This is a genomic window from Sphingomonas sp. LHG3406-1 (assembly GCF_029637485.1).
In the GTDB taxonomy this organism is placed as follows: Bacteria; Pseudomonadota; Alphaproteobacteria; order Sphingomonadales; family Sphingomonadaceae; genus Sphingomicrobium.
The window spans coordinates 2,102,836-2,118,366 of the sequence record NZ_CP069128.1 but is presented as its reverse complement, the minus strand read 5'-3'; the positions used below and the strand labels follow the sequence as shown (position 1 = coordinate 2,118,366).

Sequence of the window (15,531 nt, the reverse complement as noted above, 5' to 3'; positions counted from 1 at the left end):
TCTTGATGCTCCGCCGGTGAAATCTTCACGGGCGTCTAGACCCGGCCTCCCCGGGTCACAACCCCGTCTGCGCCCGGATCGAACTCAGGCGAGACGGCGAAGGGCCTTTTCGAGCAGGCCGAGGTCCGCCACCGCCGTCACCGGCTCGACCCGCCCCTGCGCGTCGCGGCGGACCAGGACGAGTGTGAATTCGTCATTGCCGGCAAGCGCGCTGAGCGACTGGGCGTGCGCCGAGCGGAGGCGGGTACGGGCACGATCGGCGCGATTGTCGACCCGCGTCACGGGCCGGCGCGCGTCGCGTTCGGCCGCGACCAGCCCCTTCAGTCCTCCAGGGCAGGTCTCGATGAAAGGGAGGAACCCCTCGAAGTCGACCTCGCAGCGCTCGGCATAGGCGAGGGCGGCGGCAAATTCGGTGAGACGGGCCTTGTCGTAATCAGCGCCGAATACGAGCTTCACGATCGGCGTCATCGGCGCACGCGCCTGGGCCTTGATCCCTGCATCCTCGAGCAGTTCGGCATAGTCGTCCGGCACGCGGCGGGAGGCGACGGCGAAATCATAGGCGAGCGACAGGGCGCGATAGAGTGCAGCCCGGCTGCGACCGTCGGCGGCCTTGAGCACCTCCACCGTTTCGCGCGCGGCGGAGAGCCGGTCGGCGAGGCCGGCATCGGCATCAAGCGCCGCCACCGGCGCTTCCACTTCCTCTCCGTCAGGCACGAAGCCGAGCGCATCGGTCAGATCGAGGACGTCCTGTCCGGGCTCGGTTGCAGCAGCCGCCGGCACGAACGAAACTGGAGCGACGGTCACGCCATCCTTCCAGTTGATGACGCCGTAGATGAAATCGATCGTCTCGCCGTCCGATGAGAAGGGCATGAGGATGCCGCGATAGCAGATGTCGTGGCCGCGCTGATTGGTGAACTCGGCTTCGAAGCCGATCGGCGCGCGATTGGCGATGATCTGCATGTAATGATCGGTCAGCCGGCTGAGCAGCGACCGTGGCGGCACGTCGGCGATGGTCCGCACCTCGTCGCCGATCTCGCACTCTGCCCGGATGGTGGCGCCGATGAAGCTGCATGCGGGATTGTCGGGCGAAGCGGTGAAGTCGAGCAGCAAGCTATGGTCGGAGAAATCGCGGACGTGGCTGCTGTCGAGGTCCTCGATCGACGGAAAGTCCCGCCCACCGAGCAGCGACGCCCAGTAATTATAGGCGCGGACATGCATGCGCCGCTCGTCCGTGCCGATCTCCATCGAGGGCGGGACCGATTCCTGGTCTGCCGTCATTGCTGGTGCGAAGCTGCCGTCCATGCGCCTGCCATTACCCCCATTAAGGATGCAAATGCCCCAGCCACGGTTACCAGATAGTAAAGTATACCGGTTCGACTCCCGTGGGAATCCTTCTGCCGCAGATCATGAGTCCGCTTCGGAGCCGTCGCGTTCAGCACGGTGATGGACAGCAGCCTCATTCGTGGCGCGCTCTATTGGCCGGAGCACAGGGCGCTGGAGATCTGCCTCGCGGGCGGGCGGCGCTACCTCTACCTCGGCGTACCTGCCGACGTCGCTGAGAGGTTCTCCGCAGCGCCTTCCAAAGGGGCCTACTTCAACCGGGCGATCCGCGGACGGTTCGACTGCCATGCGCTTCGCGACGAGACGGAGCCGAAGCGGGCGGTGAACGACTGACAGGAACGGTTCGCCGCGCCCGGCGTTCGTTTCGCTACCATAACAGGAGTTCAAGGGACATGGCGGACATTAATCGGGACGGCGTCGACGACGGGCGCGTGGTGGAGCGGACGACGGTGGTCAACGCCGACGGCGGCCGCGGAAGCGGCGGGCTGATCGCGGTCGTGCTCCTGCTGGCGATCCTGGTCGTCGGCTTCATCCTCTACCAGAACGGCACCTTCGGCTCGAAGACCGAGATCACGGTGCCCGACGAGATCAACGTCAACGTCAATTGAAGCGAGGCCGTCCCGGCTCCGGTCGGGACGGCGCTTTTCTCATCGCTCCGGCAGGCCTAGAGCGGTGACATGCTGACCAGCTCCACTCCCGCCTATCTCCCGGGCTTCGGCGGCCATGTCGCGACCGAGGCTGTTCCGGGCGCGCTGCCCAAGGGGCGCAATTCACCGCAGAAGCCGGCCTTTGGCCTTTATACCGAGCAATTGTCGGGCACGGCCTTCACCATGCCGCGGCATGAGAACCGGCGATCCTGGCTCTACCGGCTGCGGCCAACCGCCGACCATCGGCCGTTCACCGCTTATGCGGGTGCGCCGCGGCTGAAGTGCGAGGCGGGAGCCGATCCACTGGCGCCCAACCGGCTGCGCTGGGATCCGATCGCCGAGCCGGCTGCCGGCACCGACTTCATCGATTCGCTGACGACCGCCGTCTTCAACCGCGCGCCGGCCGATCTCGAGGGCGTGGCGGTGCACCTCTATGCGGCCAATCAGGAGCGGCTCGACCGGGTCTTCACTTCGGCGGACGGCGAACTGCTGTTCCTGCCGCAGCAGGGCCGGATCGAACTGCTGACCGAGCTCGGGCGGGTCGAGATCGCACCCGGGCAGATTGCGCTGGTCCCGCGCGGCGTGCGCTTCAAGGTGGCGCTGCCGGACGGATCGGCGCGCGGCTATCTTACCGAGAATTACGGCACTCCCTTCCGCCTGCCGGACCTCGGACCGATCGGGGCCAACGGCCTTGCCAACCCGCGCGACTTCGAGACGCCGGTCGCCTGGTTCGAGGACAGGGACGAACCGACCGAGCTGATCCAGAAATATGGTGGACGATTGTGGACGACGAGGCTCGACCACAGCCCGCTCGACGTGGTCGCCTGGCACGGCAATCTCGCGCCCTGCCGCTACGACTTGTCGCACTTCAACGCGATCGGGACGGTCAGCTTCGACCATCCGGACCCGTCGATCTTCACCGTCCTGACCTCGCCGTCGAGCGTCGCCGGTCGCGCCAATGTCGACTTCGTCATCTTCCCGCCGCGCTGGATGGTGGCCGAAGACACGTTCCGCCCGCCCTGGTTCCACCGCAACGTGATGAGCGAGTGCATGGGGCTCCTGACCGGCGAATATGATGCGAAGGCGGACGGCTTCCGGCCGGGCGGCCTCAGCCTCCACAACATGATGAGCGGCCACGGCCCCGACGTGGAGAGCTGGCGCAAGGCGAGCGAAGCCGAGCTGAAGCCGGTCAAGATCGACGGCACCATGGCTTTCATGGTCGAAAGCTGCTGGCCGTTCGAGGTGACCGCCGAAGCGATCGGCCGGGCCCAGCCGGACTATGACGCGGCGTGGGCCGATTTCCCCAAGGCGCGCCTGCCATGAGGATCGACGAGACCCACGATCCCGCGCTCACCTCCTGGGTGGAGAGCGCGAACGGCCATGCCGATTTTCCGATCCAGAACCTGCCCTTGTGCATCTTCGCCAGCGAGGGAAAAGAGCGGCGTGCCGGGATCGCGATCGGCGACTTCCTGCTCGATCTTGCAGCGATCACCGACGCGCTCGGCGATGCGTGGACTGAGGAACTGGCGAGCCCGGTTCTCAACGGCTTCCTTGCGCTCGGCAGCGGGCCCCGCGTGGCGCTGCGACAGCGGCTGTCGGAGCTTCTCAGCAACGAGGCGCATCGCGACGGGGTCGAGGGTGCGTTGATCGGCCAGTCGGAAGCGACCATGCACCTGCCGACCCTGATCGGCGATTATACCGACTTCTACGTCGGCATCCATCACGCGACCAATGTCGGCCGCCAGTTCCGCCCCGACAATCCGCTGCTGCCCAACTACAAATATGTGCCCATCGGCTATCACGGCCGCGCCTCGAGCGTGCGGGTGTCGGGCGAGCCGGTGATCCGCCCGTCCGGTCAGCGCAAGCCGCCCGAGGCCGAAGTGCCGGTATTCGGTCCCTCGCGCCGGCTCGATTATGAGCTGGAACTGGGCGTCTGGATCGGCTGCGGCAATGCGCTCGGGCAGCCCATTCCCATCGACGAGGCGGAGGATGCGGTCGCCGGCTTTTGCCTGCTCAACGACTGGTCCGCGCGCGACCTGCAGGCGTGGGAATATCAGCCGCTCGGCCCCTTCCTCGCCAAGAACTTCCTGACCAGCGTGTCGCCCTTCGTGGTGACCCCGGAGGCGTTGGCACCGTTCATGACGGAAGCCTTCGTGCGCCCAGACGGCGATCCTGCGCCGCTGCCCTATCTCGATGGCGGATCGGAGCGGCCCGGACTTGGCCTGATCGTCGAAGCCTGCCTGAGCACGCGGGCGATGCGCGAAGCGGGCATGCCGCCGCACCGCCTCAGCCGCGGACGGGCCGCCGACGCCATGTACTGGACGGTCGAGCAGATCATCGCCCACCACAGCTGCAATGGCTGCAACCTGCAGCCGGGCGACCTGATCGGGACCGGCACCCTGTCGACCGCATCGGCCGACGGCCTGGGCTCGCTGCTGGAGATCAGCCAGGGCGGCAAGGCGCCGCTCACGCTGCCGTCGGGCGAGCAGCGCAGCTTCCTCGAGGACGGCGACGAGCTGATCCTGACGGCGCGGGCGGAGGCCGACGGCCATGTGAGCATCGGGCTTGGAGAATGCCGGGGAATGGTGGTCGGATGAGGCTGTTGGTCGGTGTTCTGGCGCTGCTTCTCGCCAGTCCGGCCGCCGCTCAGCTGAGCAGGGCCGAGCGAACGATGCAGGCGATCGTCGCCGCCGAGCAGGAGCGGACGCTCTCGCTGCTCGAGCGGTTGGTCAACCAGAATAGCGGCAGCCAGAATCCGGACGGGGTCGAGAAGGTCGCGGCGCAGGTCCGCGCGGAGCTCGAGCCCCTTGGCTTCGCCGTGCGCTGGATCCCACTTCGCCAGACCGGTCGTGCGGGCCATCTCGTCGCCACCCACCGCGGCAAGGCGGGCAACAGGAAGCTGCTTCTGATCGGCCACCTCGATACGGTGTTCGAGCCGGACTCGCCCTTCCAGAAGTGGACCCGCGAAGGCGACAAGGGCCACGGGCCGGGCGCCGCAGACAATAAGGGCGGGGTGGCGGTGATCGTCGCCGCGCTACGGGCGATGCGGGCGGCGGGAACGCTCGCGGGCTCCGACATCACCGTCTTCCTGACCGGCGACGAGGAGGATCCCGGAACGCCGCAGGACTTCGCGCGCGCCGACCTGATCGCGGCCGGCAAGGCGGCGGACGTGGCGCTCGACTTCGAGGGACTGGCGCAGGAAGGCGGCCGCGACATGGGCTCGATCGCCCGCCGCTCGGTCAACGACTGGCAGCTGGTGGTCCGCGCGCGCAGCGCCCATTCCAGCGGCACCTTCTCCGAGGCGAGCGGCTTCGGCGCCAATTACGAGCTGGCGCGGATCGTCGACACCTTCCGGCGCGAGGTGCGCGAGCCGAGCCTGACCTTCAACGTCGGCCTGATCGCCGGCGGCAGCAGTGCGAAGCTGGCGCCCGGCGGCATCCGTGCCGAAGTCACTGGCAAGACCAACATCATCGCCGCCGAAGCCGTCGCGCGCGGCGACCTGCGCGGCCTCAGCCAGGAACAGATCGACCGCGCCAAGGCGAAGATGCAGGCGATCCTTGCCTCCCCGTTGCCCGGCACGATCGAAGCCAGGCTTACTTTCGAGGACGGCTACCCGCCGATGGCGCCGACCGCCGGCAATCGCGCGCTGCTCGACCGGCTGAACCGCATCAACCGCGATCTCGATCTGCCGGAAATGGCGGCGCTCGATCCCCTGAAGCGCGGCGCCGGCGACATCAGCTTCGTCGCCGCCGACGTCGACGGGCTGGTCGGCCTCGGCCCCGCCTCGACCGGCGACCACACGGATGCCGAGCGGGTCGACATTCCTTCGATCTGGCGGCAGGCCACCCGCGCCGCCATCCTGATGAGCCGCCTTGCAAGGGAGAGACGCTGATGGAGGTCGTCCGCAACGAGGAGAAGCAGAGGTTCGAGATCGCCCTCGACGACGGCTCGGTCGCCTTCGCCGACTATCGGCTGCTGCGCGGCAAGATCATGTTCCCGCACACCGTCGTGCCCCCCGCCCACGAAGGCCAGGGCCTCGCCTCGAAGATCGCCCGCGTCTCGCTGGATTGGGCGCGGGAGCAGAAGCTCCAGGTGATCCCGCAGTGCACCTTCTACATGAACTACATGAAGCGGCACGCCGAGACGCACGATCTGCTCGATCCCGACTTCGCCAGGGTCCTCGGCATCTGAGCATCGCTGTTGCAGCGAGGCCACTTGTCATGAGCTTGCCCGCAAGGGCATAGATTCGCCCAAGCCGAGTGTCTCTTCGGCAAGGGAGGAAACCTACCATGATCCAGCGTCTTGGCGCTCGTGCCTTGCTTGGAGCGACCGCCGCTCTCGCGTTCGGCCTGTCGGCTCCGGCCGATGCGCAGCGCATCACCCGCATCGTCTCCTTCGGTGACAGCTATGCCGACACCGGCAACTTCCTGCGTCTCGCCGGCATCAATCCGGTCACGGGCACCGGCGGTATCTACACGACCGGCCGCTTCTCCGGCGGCACCAATTACATCGACAGCCTGTCGCAGCTGCTCGGCGTGCCGGTGTTCGATTTCGCCATCGGCGGCGGCCAGGCCCGCAACCAGAACGGCAATGTGCCGACCTGGGGCCTGCCCTACGAGGTCGACCAGTTCCTGAACGTCGGCACTCAGTCGACCATCTTCCCGACCATCGCGCCGACCTTCCAGACGGGCGACCTGGTTGCGATCTCCATCGGCGGCAACGACGCCCGTCAGTATGAGCAGATCATCACCGCCGGCGGTACACCAACCTTCACGGTAAACGACAGCATCCTGTCGGCTCGCACCCAGCTCGACCGGCTGGTCGGCGCAGGCGCACCGACCATCAGCTGGCTTGCCGGCAACACCGCCCAGCTGCCGGAAGTTGCGACGAACCCGGCCGCGCAGGCGCTGCGCAACACCTACTCGACCACCTACAACAGCGCGATCCAGCAGACGCTCGCCGGCTATGCCGCGAACGGCGTGATGGTCCACTATCTCGACCTGACTTCGCTGCTCCAGCGCGTGCAGACCAACGGCGCCGCTTACGGCCTGCCCAATGGCGTGGTCTGCCCGGGCACCCAGGCGAACGTCCTCGCGGGCTGCGCCGGGTATCTGTTCTACGTCGACAATCTGCACCTCAGCTCGGACGGCTTCCGCGTCGTTGCCCGCTACATCCAGCGCCAAGTGCAGGCTCCGCTGAATCTCGGCGCGACCAGCGACCTGGCGCTCGACGGCGCGCGCCAGTTCGGCCGCACGCTGAACAGCCGCATGGACCTCGGCAGCCCGCGCGACGGCGAGGTGCTCGAAGGCGCCCGCGTCTTCGCCGTCGGTGACAATTTCAGCCGCGACGTCGGCAACACCGACATCAACGACGCCTTCGACGTGAACAGCATCGGCGCCACCGCCGGTGTCGAGTTCGGCTTCGGCGGCAACGGCCTGGTCGGCATCGCCGGCAACTACAGCCGCGGCACGGCCAGGTTCGGGATCGGCAGCGCCAGGGTGCGCGGCGAAAGCTGGCAGGGCGGCGTCTATGCCACCTACGCCCTCGGCCCGGTGTTCGTGCAGGGTCATGCCGGTGCCGGCCGCACCGACTATGACATCCGCCGTACCGGCGTCATCGACGACCTGACCGCCAGCCCGAACGGCAGCCACGTCATCGCCGGTGCCAAGGCCGGCTATCTCGCCAACGTAGGCGCGTTCCGCCTCGGCCCGGTCGTGAGCATCGACTATGCCCGCGCCAAGGTCGACGGCTACACTGAGGAAGGCGACGCGGCGCTCAGCCTCAACGTCGGCAAGCAGCGCTATTCGGCGCTGGTCGGCGGCGCCGGCCTCGAGCTTCGCGGCGATTTCGAGGGCGGCGGCGCGGCACTTCGCCCGTTCGCTTCCGCGATGATCGAGAAGGATCTGGAGGGCGACAGCCGGACCCTCGCCTTCTCGCAGACCTCGGCGCCGACGATCGTCAACAGCTGGAACCTCGGCGAGCGTGACAAGGGCATCTACAGCCGCTTTTCGGGCGGCGCGTCGGCGCAGCTTACCAGCCGCATCCAGCTCGACGTCCTCGCCAGCACCACGGCGGGCAAGGACCAGGGCAATGAAGTGAGTGTCCACGGCGGCGTTCGCTTCGGCTTCTGATTACTGACAAAATGCGGCGACGGAAGGTTAGTCCCCCGTCGCCGCAGCCCCTCAAGCCTGCTAGAGTGAGGGCACCCAAAGCTCGGTGGGTGCTCGGTGAAGAACAATTCCCCGGCGCGACGATTCACGCGCCTTGACGATTACGGACCAGACGCGCGCCGTCGGACGACGAAAGCACGAAGGAGCGGTCGCAAAGCCCAGGCAGGTGCTTCCCGCACATGGCTCTCAATCGGCGTTGGCGCCCTGCTTGCCTTCGGCGTGATCGGAAGCGGGCTTGCCGACGAGCTGACGGGAGGCGACAGCGTTGTCCGGGCGAATGCGGCGTCCACCCCCGGCCTCCGCACTCGCTTCGACTTCTGTCGCACCGGCGGATCGCTGAACTGCGTCGTCGACGGCGATACCTTCCACCTCGACGGCGAGAAGATACGCATCGCAGGTATCGATGCTCCCGAAACGCACCAGAGCCGCTGCCCGGAGGAGAAGGCGCTTGGCGACCGGGCGACCGAACGGCTGCACGATCTGCTGAATGGTGGCGCGGTCACGCTCGTTTCCTACGAGCGTGACCGCGATCGCTACGGTCGGCTGCTCAGAAACGTCGAGGTTGATGGACACGACGTAGGCGCAACCCTCATCCGCGAAGGCGTGGCGCGCCCCTATGGCAACGGCCGCCGAAGCTGGTGCGGCTGATCAGGCGCTGATCCGCACGAGCTTGGCGAGCGGCAGCGCGACGCTGCCGAGTCCGGCCCAGAGCTCGCCCTCGCGGCTGACCACGTCCTGCACCTGGCCGAGGCTGGTCAGAGTCGGGCTGAGCGCGGTGCCGTCCGCCGATCGCGCGATGAGCCGCAGGACGTAGGCGCCGTCCGGAGCCCTGCTTCCGTCGGCAAGCACGCCATTCCAGCGCAAATTGCCGCCCGCATCCGCCGTCACTGCCGGACGCGCCACCACCCGGCCGCCACTATCCAGTACCTCCGCCTCGATCGACGCCGGCGCCTTGGAGAAGCTCCAGCGCCATTCGGCAGGACGGTTGGCAGTAAGCCCTGAGACCGAGGAATCGAACTCGGCGGTGCGGCCGATCAGCTGTCCGGCCCTCGTCAGATCGTCGCTCGACAGGCGCGCAAGTATGTCCCGAAGGACGCTCGTCTGGGTCAGCGACTGCTCGACCTGCGAATATTGCACAAGCTGCTGGGTACCAGCAAGCTGAGCGATGTCGTCGAGGCTTCGGTCGGCAACCTGGTCGACGCCGACCTCGCCAAGGAAAGCGCGCGGCTGCAGGCCCTGCAGGTCAAGCAGCAGCTCGGCATCCAGGCGCTGTCGATCGCCAACCAGGCGCCGCAGGCCATCATGTCCCTGTTCCGCTAAGCGGAAGGGTAAGGGATTCGCCGGCCTCCGGTCCGGCGGCATGGGGGCCGGGGTGATCGATGCATCACTCCGGCTTTCGTGCCTCCAACCGGCATGGCGCACCCGCAGACGGGACACGATCATGCGCGTTCGCGACATCATCCACGGATCGGGCAGCCGCATCCGGCTCGTGCTGAATCAGGGGCAGGCGGGCGAAGGCCCGGTCATCCGCCTCAGCGATCCGGACCGGCCCGGCACCGCCGCGGTCCTGCTCGACCTCTACGGCGGCGAACTCCTCGCCGGCTTCCTGATGAGCGCCCGCCTGTCCGATGCCGGGGAGCTCGCCGACGAAGGCTCCACCGGCGATGCGCCGATCCGACTTCGGCTGGTCGCCGTTGGCGATCGACCGGCGATCATCATCGACCAGGCAGGCACCGAGATTTCGCTCGTCCAGCCGCTGTGGGACCGACTCTACACCGAGTTGCTGCTGGTGATCGCCCATGGTCGCAACATTGATCATGCCGGCTTCGCCAGAACCCGCGCAGGCGTAGAGTCCGGTCGTTTGCTGCACTGACGCCACGGTCCGGCGCAAAGGAGCCCCGCCACCCCGGACTTTCCGCCGTGGTGCGAAGCCAAGCATGATATGGTGCGTTCCACCAGCAGCCATGCCGATTCCCGACGAGAAAGCGCGGGCCTGGACCCGCCCCGAAGACTATTGGCCGCCGCGCAGGCCGGCCCGATCTGGCCGTCCCGCGGTCAACCGCTTGCGCATGCAGGCGGGCGGCGGCGACCCGCTCGAACGAAGCCGCCCCCTGCTCGGCACCATCCCTTACATGCTGCTGATGGTGAGCCTCGCCGTGCTGGCCATCGCCATCTTCGTCGCTGCCTGGCCCGGTCGGCAGATGACCCAGGCGCCGGCAGCGGTGCCGGGCCCGACCGAGACCGGGACCGCCCCGAAAGGCTGGATGGACCGGCCGTAGCAGCCTCTCGCGGCATGGCCGCCAGGCCGCTACGAACGGATCATGAGCCCGTCCTTCCTTGCGCTTTCCGGCGAGCGCCGCATCGCCGTGCGCCAGCGCCGCCCGGCCGGCGCAGCGCCGACCATCCTGTTCCTGCCCGGCTATGCCTCCGACATGATGGGGTCCAAGGCGCTGGCGCTGGATGCCCTTGCCGAGCGGCACGGGCTCGGCATGCTCCGCTTCGACTATAGCGGCACGGGCGAGTCGAGCGGCCGCTTCGCCGAGGGCACGCTCGACTGCTGGCTGGAGGAGGCGGAAGCGGTCGCCCACCTTGACGACAATCCCCTCATCCTCGTCGGCTCCTCGATGGGCGGCTGGATCATGCTCCACCTCGCCGAACGGCTGGGCGCGCGGGTCGCGGCCCTCGTCGGCATCGCCGCCGCACCGGATTTCACCGACTGGGGCTATGGGGAAGCCGACAAGGCGACGCTTGCCGCCAACGGCGAATTGCGCCGCGACAATCCCTATGGCGGCGAGGCGGAACTGACGACCTTCTCCTTCTGGCAGTCGGGCGAGCGGCTGAAGCTCCTCGACCGGCCGATCGACGTTTACGGCCCGGTCCGGCTGCTGCACGGGGACGCCGATGCGGAAGTGCCAGTCGAGATCGCGATGCGGCTCAAGGACGCACTCGCCTCGACCGACGTCCAGCTCGCCATCGTGAAGGGCGGCACCCACCGCCTGTCCGCCCCGAACGAGCTTACCCTGCTCGAGCGGACCGTCCTCGATCTGGTGCCACCCTCCGCCCGGGCCTAGCCGAGGTCGTAGTCGATGGTGGTTACGACCCGCACCTTCTGGAAGGGAGAGCTGCCGCCCGACGACCCGCAGTCGTCGCATTCCTCGCCGTCGCGCGCGCCGACAGAGAAATAGCCCTGGCTCGCAGTCTTCATCTTGCCGACCGCGACTCCGCTGTCGCTCGCAAACTGCTGGGCGCTGCGGCGGGCATTGCGATTGGCTTCCGCGATCATCTCCGGCTTGAGGTCGTTGAGCCTGGTGAAGCTGTAGCTGGCGCTGCTGCTGGACAGTTCGACCCCGGCGCGGAGCAACTCGGCCTGCCGGGCATAAGCGTCGCGGGTTCGCATCACGTCCTCGGTCCTCAGCTGGATCGACCGGCTGACGGTCAGCTTTTCCGGTCCGACCGGCTCGCCGTCGCGGCCAGTCGGCTGCTCGCGGCGAAGCGAGACATCGACGTCCGTGATGTCGGCCGGCTTGAACCCGGCTCCGATGAAGAAGGCACGGACGGCACGGGCCTGCGCGTCGACGGACTGCTCGACGTCGGCGAGCTCGGTTCCGCTATGAGCGAAGCCGATCGACCAGGTTGCAAGGTCAGCCGTGACGTTGCGCTCGGACACGCCGCGCACCGTCACCGTGCGCGGTTCCGCCAGCTTGTAGCGGCGAAGTCCGTCGCCGAGGGCATAGCCGCTCGTGGTCAGGCCGAGCGCAAAGATCCCCACCGCGCCAAGCAGGGCGACGCGATTGCTCACCAATTGGCTGTCCATCTTGAAGTCTCTCGGTTCGTCGTCACCTTGGGCGATCACCGGACACCATTGCCGGTTACGATACGCCGACGAACCGTGCTTAATTAGCGATGAATGGAGTTATGAGCCAGTGAGATTCCTGCACAGCATGCTGCGCGTTGCCGATCCGGAACGCACTGTTGCATTCTTTCAACTGCTCGGCCTCGAGGAGCGCCGACGGATTACCAATGAGGCGGGTCGCTACACGCTTATCTTCCTCGGAGTGCCGGGCGACCAGGGCGGCGAAGTCGAGCTGACCCATAATTGGGACCCCGAGGACTATGATGGCGGACGCAACTTCGGGCACCTCGCCTATGAGGTGGACGATGTGTACGAGACCTGCCAGCGGCTGATGGACGCCGGCGTGACCATCAACCGCCCGCCGCGCGAAGGCCGCATGGCCTTCGTCCGCACTCCCGACAATATCTCGATCGAACTGCTCAACAAGGGTGGCGCCCAAGCTCCCGCCGAGCCGTGGGCGTCGATGCCGAACACGGGCGTCTGGTGATGCAGGTCGCCGCCGTCCCCGCGCTCACCGACAATTACATCTGGCTGCTTCACGACGAGGTCGCCGGGCATACGGCGGTGATCGATCCGGGCGACGGGGCGGCGGCGCTGCAAGGCGCGGCGGAGCATGGCTGGACGATCGACCAGGTGCTGATCACCCACTGGCATCCCGACCATACCGCCGGCATTCCGGCAATCGTCGCCGCCACCGGTGCCAGCGTGTGGGGTCCGGAAGCGGAGCGCGAGCGCTTCGCCGGGCTCGATCACGGCCTCGCCGATGGCGACCGGGTGACGGTCGGAAGCCGTGACGCGGACGTTTGGGCGGTGCCCGGCCACACGCTCGGCCACATCGCCTTTGTGCTGCCTGGGCATGTCTTCCCCGGCGACACCCTGTTCGCCGGCGGTTGCGGTCGGCTGTTCGGAGGCAGTCCCGAGCAGATGCACGGATCGCTCCAGCGCCTGGCGACGCTGCCCGACGAGACCATCGCCTATCCGGCGCACGAATATACGCTTTCCAACTTCCGCTTCCTCGCGGCCGAGGCGCCCGGCGACCGTGAGATCGAGCGGCGGCTGGCGGAGGTCACCGCGCTGCGCGAAGCGGGCCGCCCTACCCTCCCGACCACCATCGGCGAGGAAAGGAAGAGCAACCTCTTCCTGCGCGCTGCCGATGTCGCCGAGTTCGCACGCCTGCGTGCCGCGAAGGACAGCTTCCGTTAAGCCTGGAGACAGCAAGCTGGCCGAAGCGTTACCGTCTTCGACCCGTTTGCCTGAGCATCAAGGATGACGTCCATGCGCCGCCTCACCATCGCTTCTCTCGCTACCCTGGCTGCCGCCGGGACGCTCGCCTCCTGCGCCACCAATGGCCAGCCGCCGGCGCGGTCCGCCGCGGCGCAGCAGGAACTGTCCCGCTGGCTCGACGGTCGGGTCGTCGGACGGCCGCAAAGTTGCCTGCCAACCTTCCGCAACCAGGACATGACGATCATCGACGAGAGTACGATCCTGTTCCGCGATGGCGCGAACCGGGTCTGGCGCAACGACGTCAATGGTCCATGCAGCGGCCTTGGCCGGCCGGGCACCGCGCTGGTGACGCGCCAGACCGGAAGCCAGCTTTGCCGCGGCGAGATCGCGCAGGTCGTCGATACTTCGACCGGCTTCATCGTCGGCAGCTGCAGCCTCGGCGATTTCGTGCCCTATACGGGACCGCGTCGGCGCTGATCCTCGCACCCCGCCCTGACCGGGGCGGCGCTCCTATTTGCCGTAGAGCGCATCCAGCCGCTCGCCATAGGCCTGCTTCAGCACATGGCGCCGGATCTTCATGCTCGGCGTCATCTGCTCATTGTCGACGGTGAAGCCCTCGTCGGCGAGGGTGAAGCGGCGCACCTTTTCGATGACGCTCAGCTCGGCGTTGACTCGGTCCACCGCCTTCTGCAGCCGCGCCCGGATCGCCGCGTCGTCGCGCTTGCACTCGTTGATCAGTTCGGGCTCAGGCACCAGCAGGGCAACGAGGTGCGGGCGGCGATCGCCATAGACCATCGCCTGCGCGATCTCCGGCTGCAGGGTCAGCATGCCCTCGACCCGCTGGGGCGACACGTTGTCGCCCTTGTCGTTGACGATCAGGTCCTTCTTGCGGTCGGTGATGACGATCCGCCCGGCCTCGTCGAAATGGCCGACGTCGCCGGTATGCAGCCAGCCGTCCTTGAGGACGCGCGCCGTTTCTTCCTCGTTGTTCCAGTAGCCGTGCATGACGAGCTCGCCACGCACCAGCAGCTCGCCATCCTCGGCGAACCTGACCTCGACGTCGAGCAGGGGCGGGCCGACGCTTTCCATGCGAATGCCGTTCTTCGGCCGGTTGCAGCTGATCACCGGCGCCGCCTCGGTCTGGCCGTAGCCCTGCAGCATGGTCAGGCCGAGCGAATGGAAGAAGAGGCCGACATCGGGATTGAGCGGCGCGCCGCCAGAGACCATCGCCTTGATCCGGCCGCCGAACTTCTGCTGCACCTTTCGCTTGAGCAGCAGCTTGATCGCAAGATCCGCCGGCCAGTCCTTGATCGGGATCGAGCCCTTCTCGTAGCGCTCCTTTCCGATCTGCAGCGCCCGGTCGAGCAGCTTCTGGCCGAGCCCGCCCTGCTTCTCGATGGTCTTCAGCATGCGCTGGCGGAGCATCTCGAACAGGCGGGGCACGACCACCATCAGGGTCGGGCGAACCTCCTCGATGTTGGCGGCGAGCTTCTCCAGGCTTTCGGCATAATAGATCTGCCCGCCGAGCCCGATCGGGAACATCTGCCCGCCGCTATGCTCATAAGCGTGGCTGGCGGGGAGGAAGGAGAGGAAAATCTCGTCGTCCCAGCCGAAGTCGTTCGCGATGACGTCGAGGCACGCGGCGACATTGTGGAGGATGGCGCCATGATGCTGGCGGACTCCGCGCGGCGCGCCGCCGGTGCCACTGGTGTAGATGAGGCAGGCGAGATGGTCGCGACCGATGCCCGCGATCCGCTCCTTCACTGCCTCCAGGGTCCCGCCGTTGGCAACCAGCTCCGCCCAGTGGTGGAACTTGGCGCCGTTCACCGGCTGTCCGGTGCGGATGTCCTCCATGCCGATCACGTCGTGGCAGTCGGAGGCGAACAGCACTGCCGGCACCAGCGTCTTGGCCAGCTTCTGGGTCGAGACGATCACCGTCCTTGCGCCGGAGTTGGTCAGGATGTGCGTGTGATCGCGGGTCGTGTTGGTGGTGTAGGTCGGCACGGTCACGCAGCCGGCGGCCATGATGGCGAGGTCGGCGATCAGCCACTCCGGCCGGTTCTCGCTGACCAGCATCACCCGATCGCCAGGCTTGCAGCCGAGGTCGATCAGGCTCTGCGACAGCGCAGCGACCTGCCGGGCGGCCTCGTTGTAACTGATCGACTGCCACTGACCGTCGCGCTTGGCCCACAGGAATGGCGCGTCCCCGCGCTGACCGACCCGGTCGAGGAACATGGCGACGAGATTGGGAAAATGTTCGAGCCTGGTGCCCTTGCGCATGGTCGCTTCTTCTTGC

Annotated in this window: 18 protein-coding genes and 1 pseudogene; 15 read left to right on the top strand and 4 right to left on the bottom strand. The window is 67.4% G+C overall.

Going from position 1 to position 15,531, the window contains the following annotated elements; genetic code table 11:
• Window positions 1-84: 84 nt before the first annotated feature.
• Window positions 85-1,302 (bottom strand): hypothetical protein, encoded by a 1,218-nt coding sequence (locus JOY29_RS10355; RefSeq protein WP_300973451.1) that lies wholly within the window; start codon window positions 1,300-1,302, stop codon window positions 85-87.
• Window positions 1,303-1,443: 141 nt separating this feature from the next.
• Between JOY29_RS10355 and JOY29_RS10350 the strand changes: the two genes are divergently transcribed.
• The 8 genes from JOY29_RS10350 to JOY29_RS10315 all read left to right on the top strand — a co-directional run bounded on the left by JOY29_RS10350 (window position 1,444) and on the right by JOY29_RS10315 (window position 8,806).
• Complete coding sequence (locus tag JOY29_RS10350) at window positions 1,444-1,674, top strand: KTSC domain-containing protein (protein ID WP_300973450.1); 231 nt, start codon at window positions 1,444-1,446, stop codon at window positions 1,672-1,674.
• 59 nt (window positions 1,675-1,733) lie between these two features.
• Complete coding sequence (locus JOY29_RS10345; RefSeq protein ID WP_300973449.1) at window positions 1,734-1,949, top strand: hypothetical protein; 216 nt, start codon at window positions 1,734-1,736, stop codon at window positions 1,947-1,949.
• 69 nt (window positions 1,950-2,018) lie between these two features.
• On the top strand, window positions 2,019-3,311 hold the full coding sequence (gene hmgA / locus JOY29_RS10340) for a homogentisate 1,2-dioxygenase (protein WP_300973448.1): 1,293 nt from the start codon (window positions 2,019-2,021) through the stop codon (window positions 3,309-3,311).
• Window positions 3,308-4,585, top strand: a complete 1,278-nt coding sequence (gene fahA, locus JOY29_RS10335) for a fumarylacetoacetase (protein WP_300973447.1) — start codon at window positions 3,308-3,310, stop codon at window positions 4,583-4,585. The genes hmgA and fahA overlap by 4 nt, the downstream gene beginning before the upstream one ends.
• Window positions 4,582-5,880 (top strand): M20/M25/M40 family metallo-hydrolase, encoded by a 1,299-nt coding sequence (locus JOY29_RS10330; RefSeq protein WP_300973446.1) that lies wholly within the window; start codon window positions 4,582-4,584, stop codon window positions 5,878-5,880. Before fahA ends, JOY29_RS10330 begins: the two co-directional genes overlap by 4 nt.
• Window positions 5,880-6,179 carry a GNAT family N-acetyltransferase gene (locus JOY29_RS10325; protein ID WP_300973445.1) on the top strand — a complete coding sequence of 100 codons (300 nt, stop codon included), beginning with the start codon at window positions 5,880-5,882 and terminating at the stop codon, window positions 6,177-6,179. The genes JOY29_RS10330 and JOY29_RS10325 overlap by 1 nt, the downstream gene beginning before the upstream one ends.
• A gap of 98 nt (window positions 6,180-6,277) precedes the next feature.
• On the top strand, window positions 6,278-8,119 hold the full coding sequence (locus JOY29_RS10320; RefSeq protein ID WP_300973444.1) for an autotransporter domain-containing protein: 1,842 nt from the start codon (window positions 6,278-6,280) through the stop codon (window positions 8,117-8,119).
• A gap of 258 nt (window positions 8,120-8,377) precedes the next feature.
• Window positions 8,378-8,806: a thermonuclease family protein gene (locus JOY29_RS10315; protein WP_300973443.1), complete on the top strand. Its 429-nt coding sequence runs from the start codon at window positions 8,378-8,380 to the stop codon at window positions 8,804-8,806.
• Here JOY29_RS10315 and JOY29_RS10310 read toward each other — a convergent pair whose 3' ends face one another.
• Complete coding sequence (locus JOY29_RS10310; RefSeq protein WP_300973442.1) at window positions 8,807-9,295, bottom strand: FlgD immunoglobulin-like domain containing protein; 489 nt, start codon at window positions 9,293-9,295, stop codon at window positions 8,807-8,809.
• A gap of 15 nt (window positions 9,296-9,310) precedes the next feature.
• On the opposite strand from JOY29_RS10310, the pseudogene JOY29_RS10305 reads away from it, so the two are divergent.
• From JOY29_RS10305 to JOY29_RS10290, 4 genes and pseudogenes are all read left to right on the top strand, one after another.
• Window positions 9,311-9,478, top strand: a pseudogene (locus tag JOY29_RS10305) (flagellin); the annotation flags it as partial.
• 121 nt (window positions 9,479-9,599) lie between these two features.
• Window positions 9,600-10,031 carry a hypothetical protein gene (locus JOY29_RS10300; protein WP_300973441.1) on the top strand — a complete coding sequence of 144 codons (432 nt, stop codon included), beginning with the start codon at window positions 9,600-9,602 and terminating at the stop codon, window positions 10,029-10,031.
• A gap of 91 nt (window positions 10,032-10,122) precedes the next feature.
• On the top strand, window positions 10,123-10,437 hold the full coding sequence (locus JOY29_RS10295) for a hypothetical protein (protein WP_300973440.1): 315 nt from the start codon (window positions 10,123-10,125) through the stop codon (window positions 10,435-10,437).
• Between the two features lie 42 nt (window positions 10,438-10,479).
• Window positions 10,480-11,229 (top strand): alpha/beta hydrolase, encoded by a 750-nt coding sequence (locus JOY29_RS10290; RefSeq protein ID WP_300973439.1) that lies wholly within the window; start codon window positions 10,480-10,482, stop codon window positions 11,227-11,229.
• Here JOY29_RS10290 and JOY29_RS10285 read toward each other — a convergent pair.
• Window positions 11,226-11,972: an SIMPL domain-containing protein gene (locus JOY29_RS10285; RefSeq protein WP_300973438.1), complete on the bottom strand. Its 747-nt coding sequence runs from the start codon at window positions 11,970-11,972 to the stop codon at window positions 11,226-11,228. The genes JOY29_RS10290 and JOY29_RS10285 overlap by 4 nt on opposite strands.
• Window positions 11,973-12,081: 109 nt before the next feature.
• Here JOY29_RS10285 and JOY29_RS10280 point away from each other — a divergent pair, with 109 nt between their 5' ends.
• From JOY29_RS10280 to JOY29_RS10270, 3 genes are all read left to right on the top strand, one after another.
• Window positions 12,082-12,498 (top strand): VOC family protein, encoded by a 417-nt coding sequence (locus JOY29_RS10280; protein ID WP_300973437.1) that lies wholly within the window; start codon window positions 12,082-12,084, stop codon window positions 12,496-12,498.
• Window positions 12,465-13,214, top strand: a complete 750-nt coding sequence (gloB, locus tag JOY29_RS10275; RefSeq protein WP_367280016.1) for a hydroxyacylglutathione hydrolase — start codon at window positions 12,465-12,467, stop codon at window positions 13,212-13,214. The genes JOY29_RS10280 and gloB overlap by 34 nt, the downstream gene beginning before the upstream one ends.
• Window positions 13,215-13,286: 72 nt before the next feature.
• Window positions 13,287-13,712: a DUF6491 family protein gene (locus tag JOY29_RS10270; RefSeq protein ID WP_300973436.1), complete on the top strand. Its 426-nt coding sequence runs from the start codon at window positions 13,287-13,289 to the stop codon at window positions 13,710-13,712.
• Window positions 13,713-13,745: 33 nt separating this feature from the next.
• On the opposite strand, the gene JOY29_RS10265 is transcribed toward JOY29_RS10270, so the two are convergent.
• The gene (locus tag JOY29_RS10265; protein ID WP_300973435.1) at window positions 13,746-15,515 is read right to left on the bottom strand and encodes a long-chain fatty acid--CoA ligase; all 1,770 of its coding nucleotides are present in this window, start codon (window positions 15,513-15,515) and stop codon (window positions 13,746-13,748) included.
• Between the last annotated feature and the right edge of the window lie 16 nt (window positions 15,516-15,531).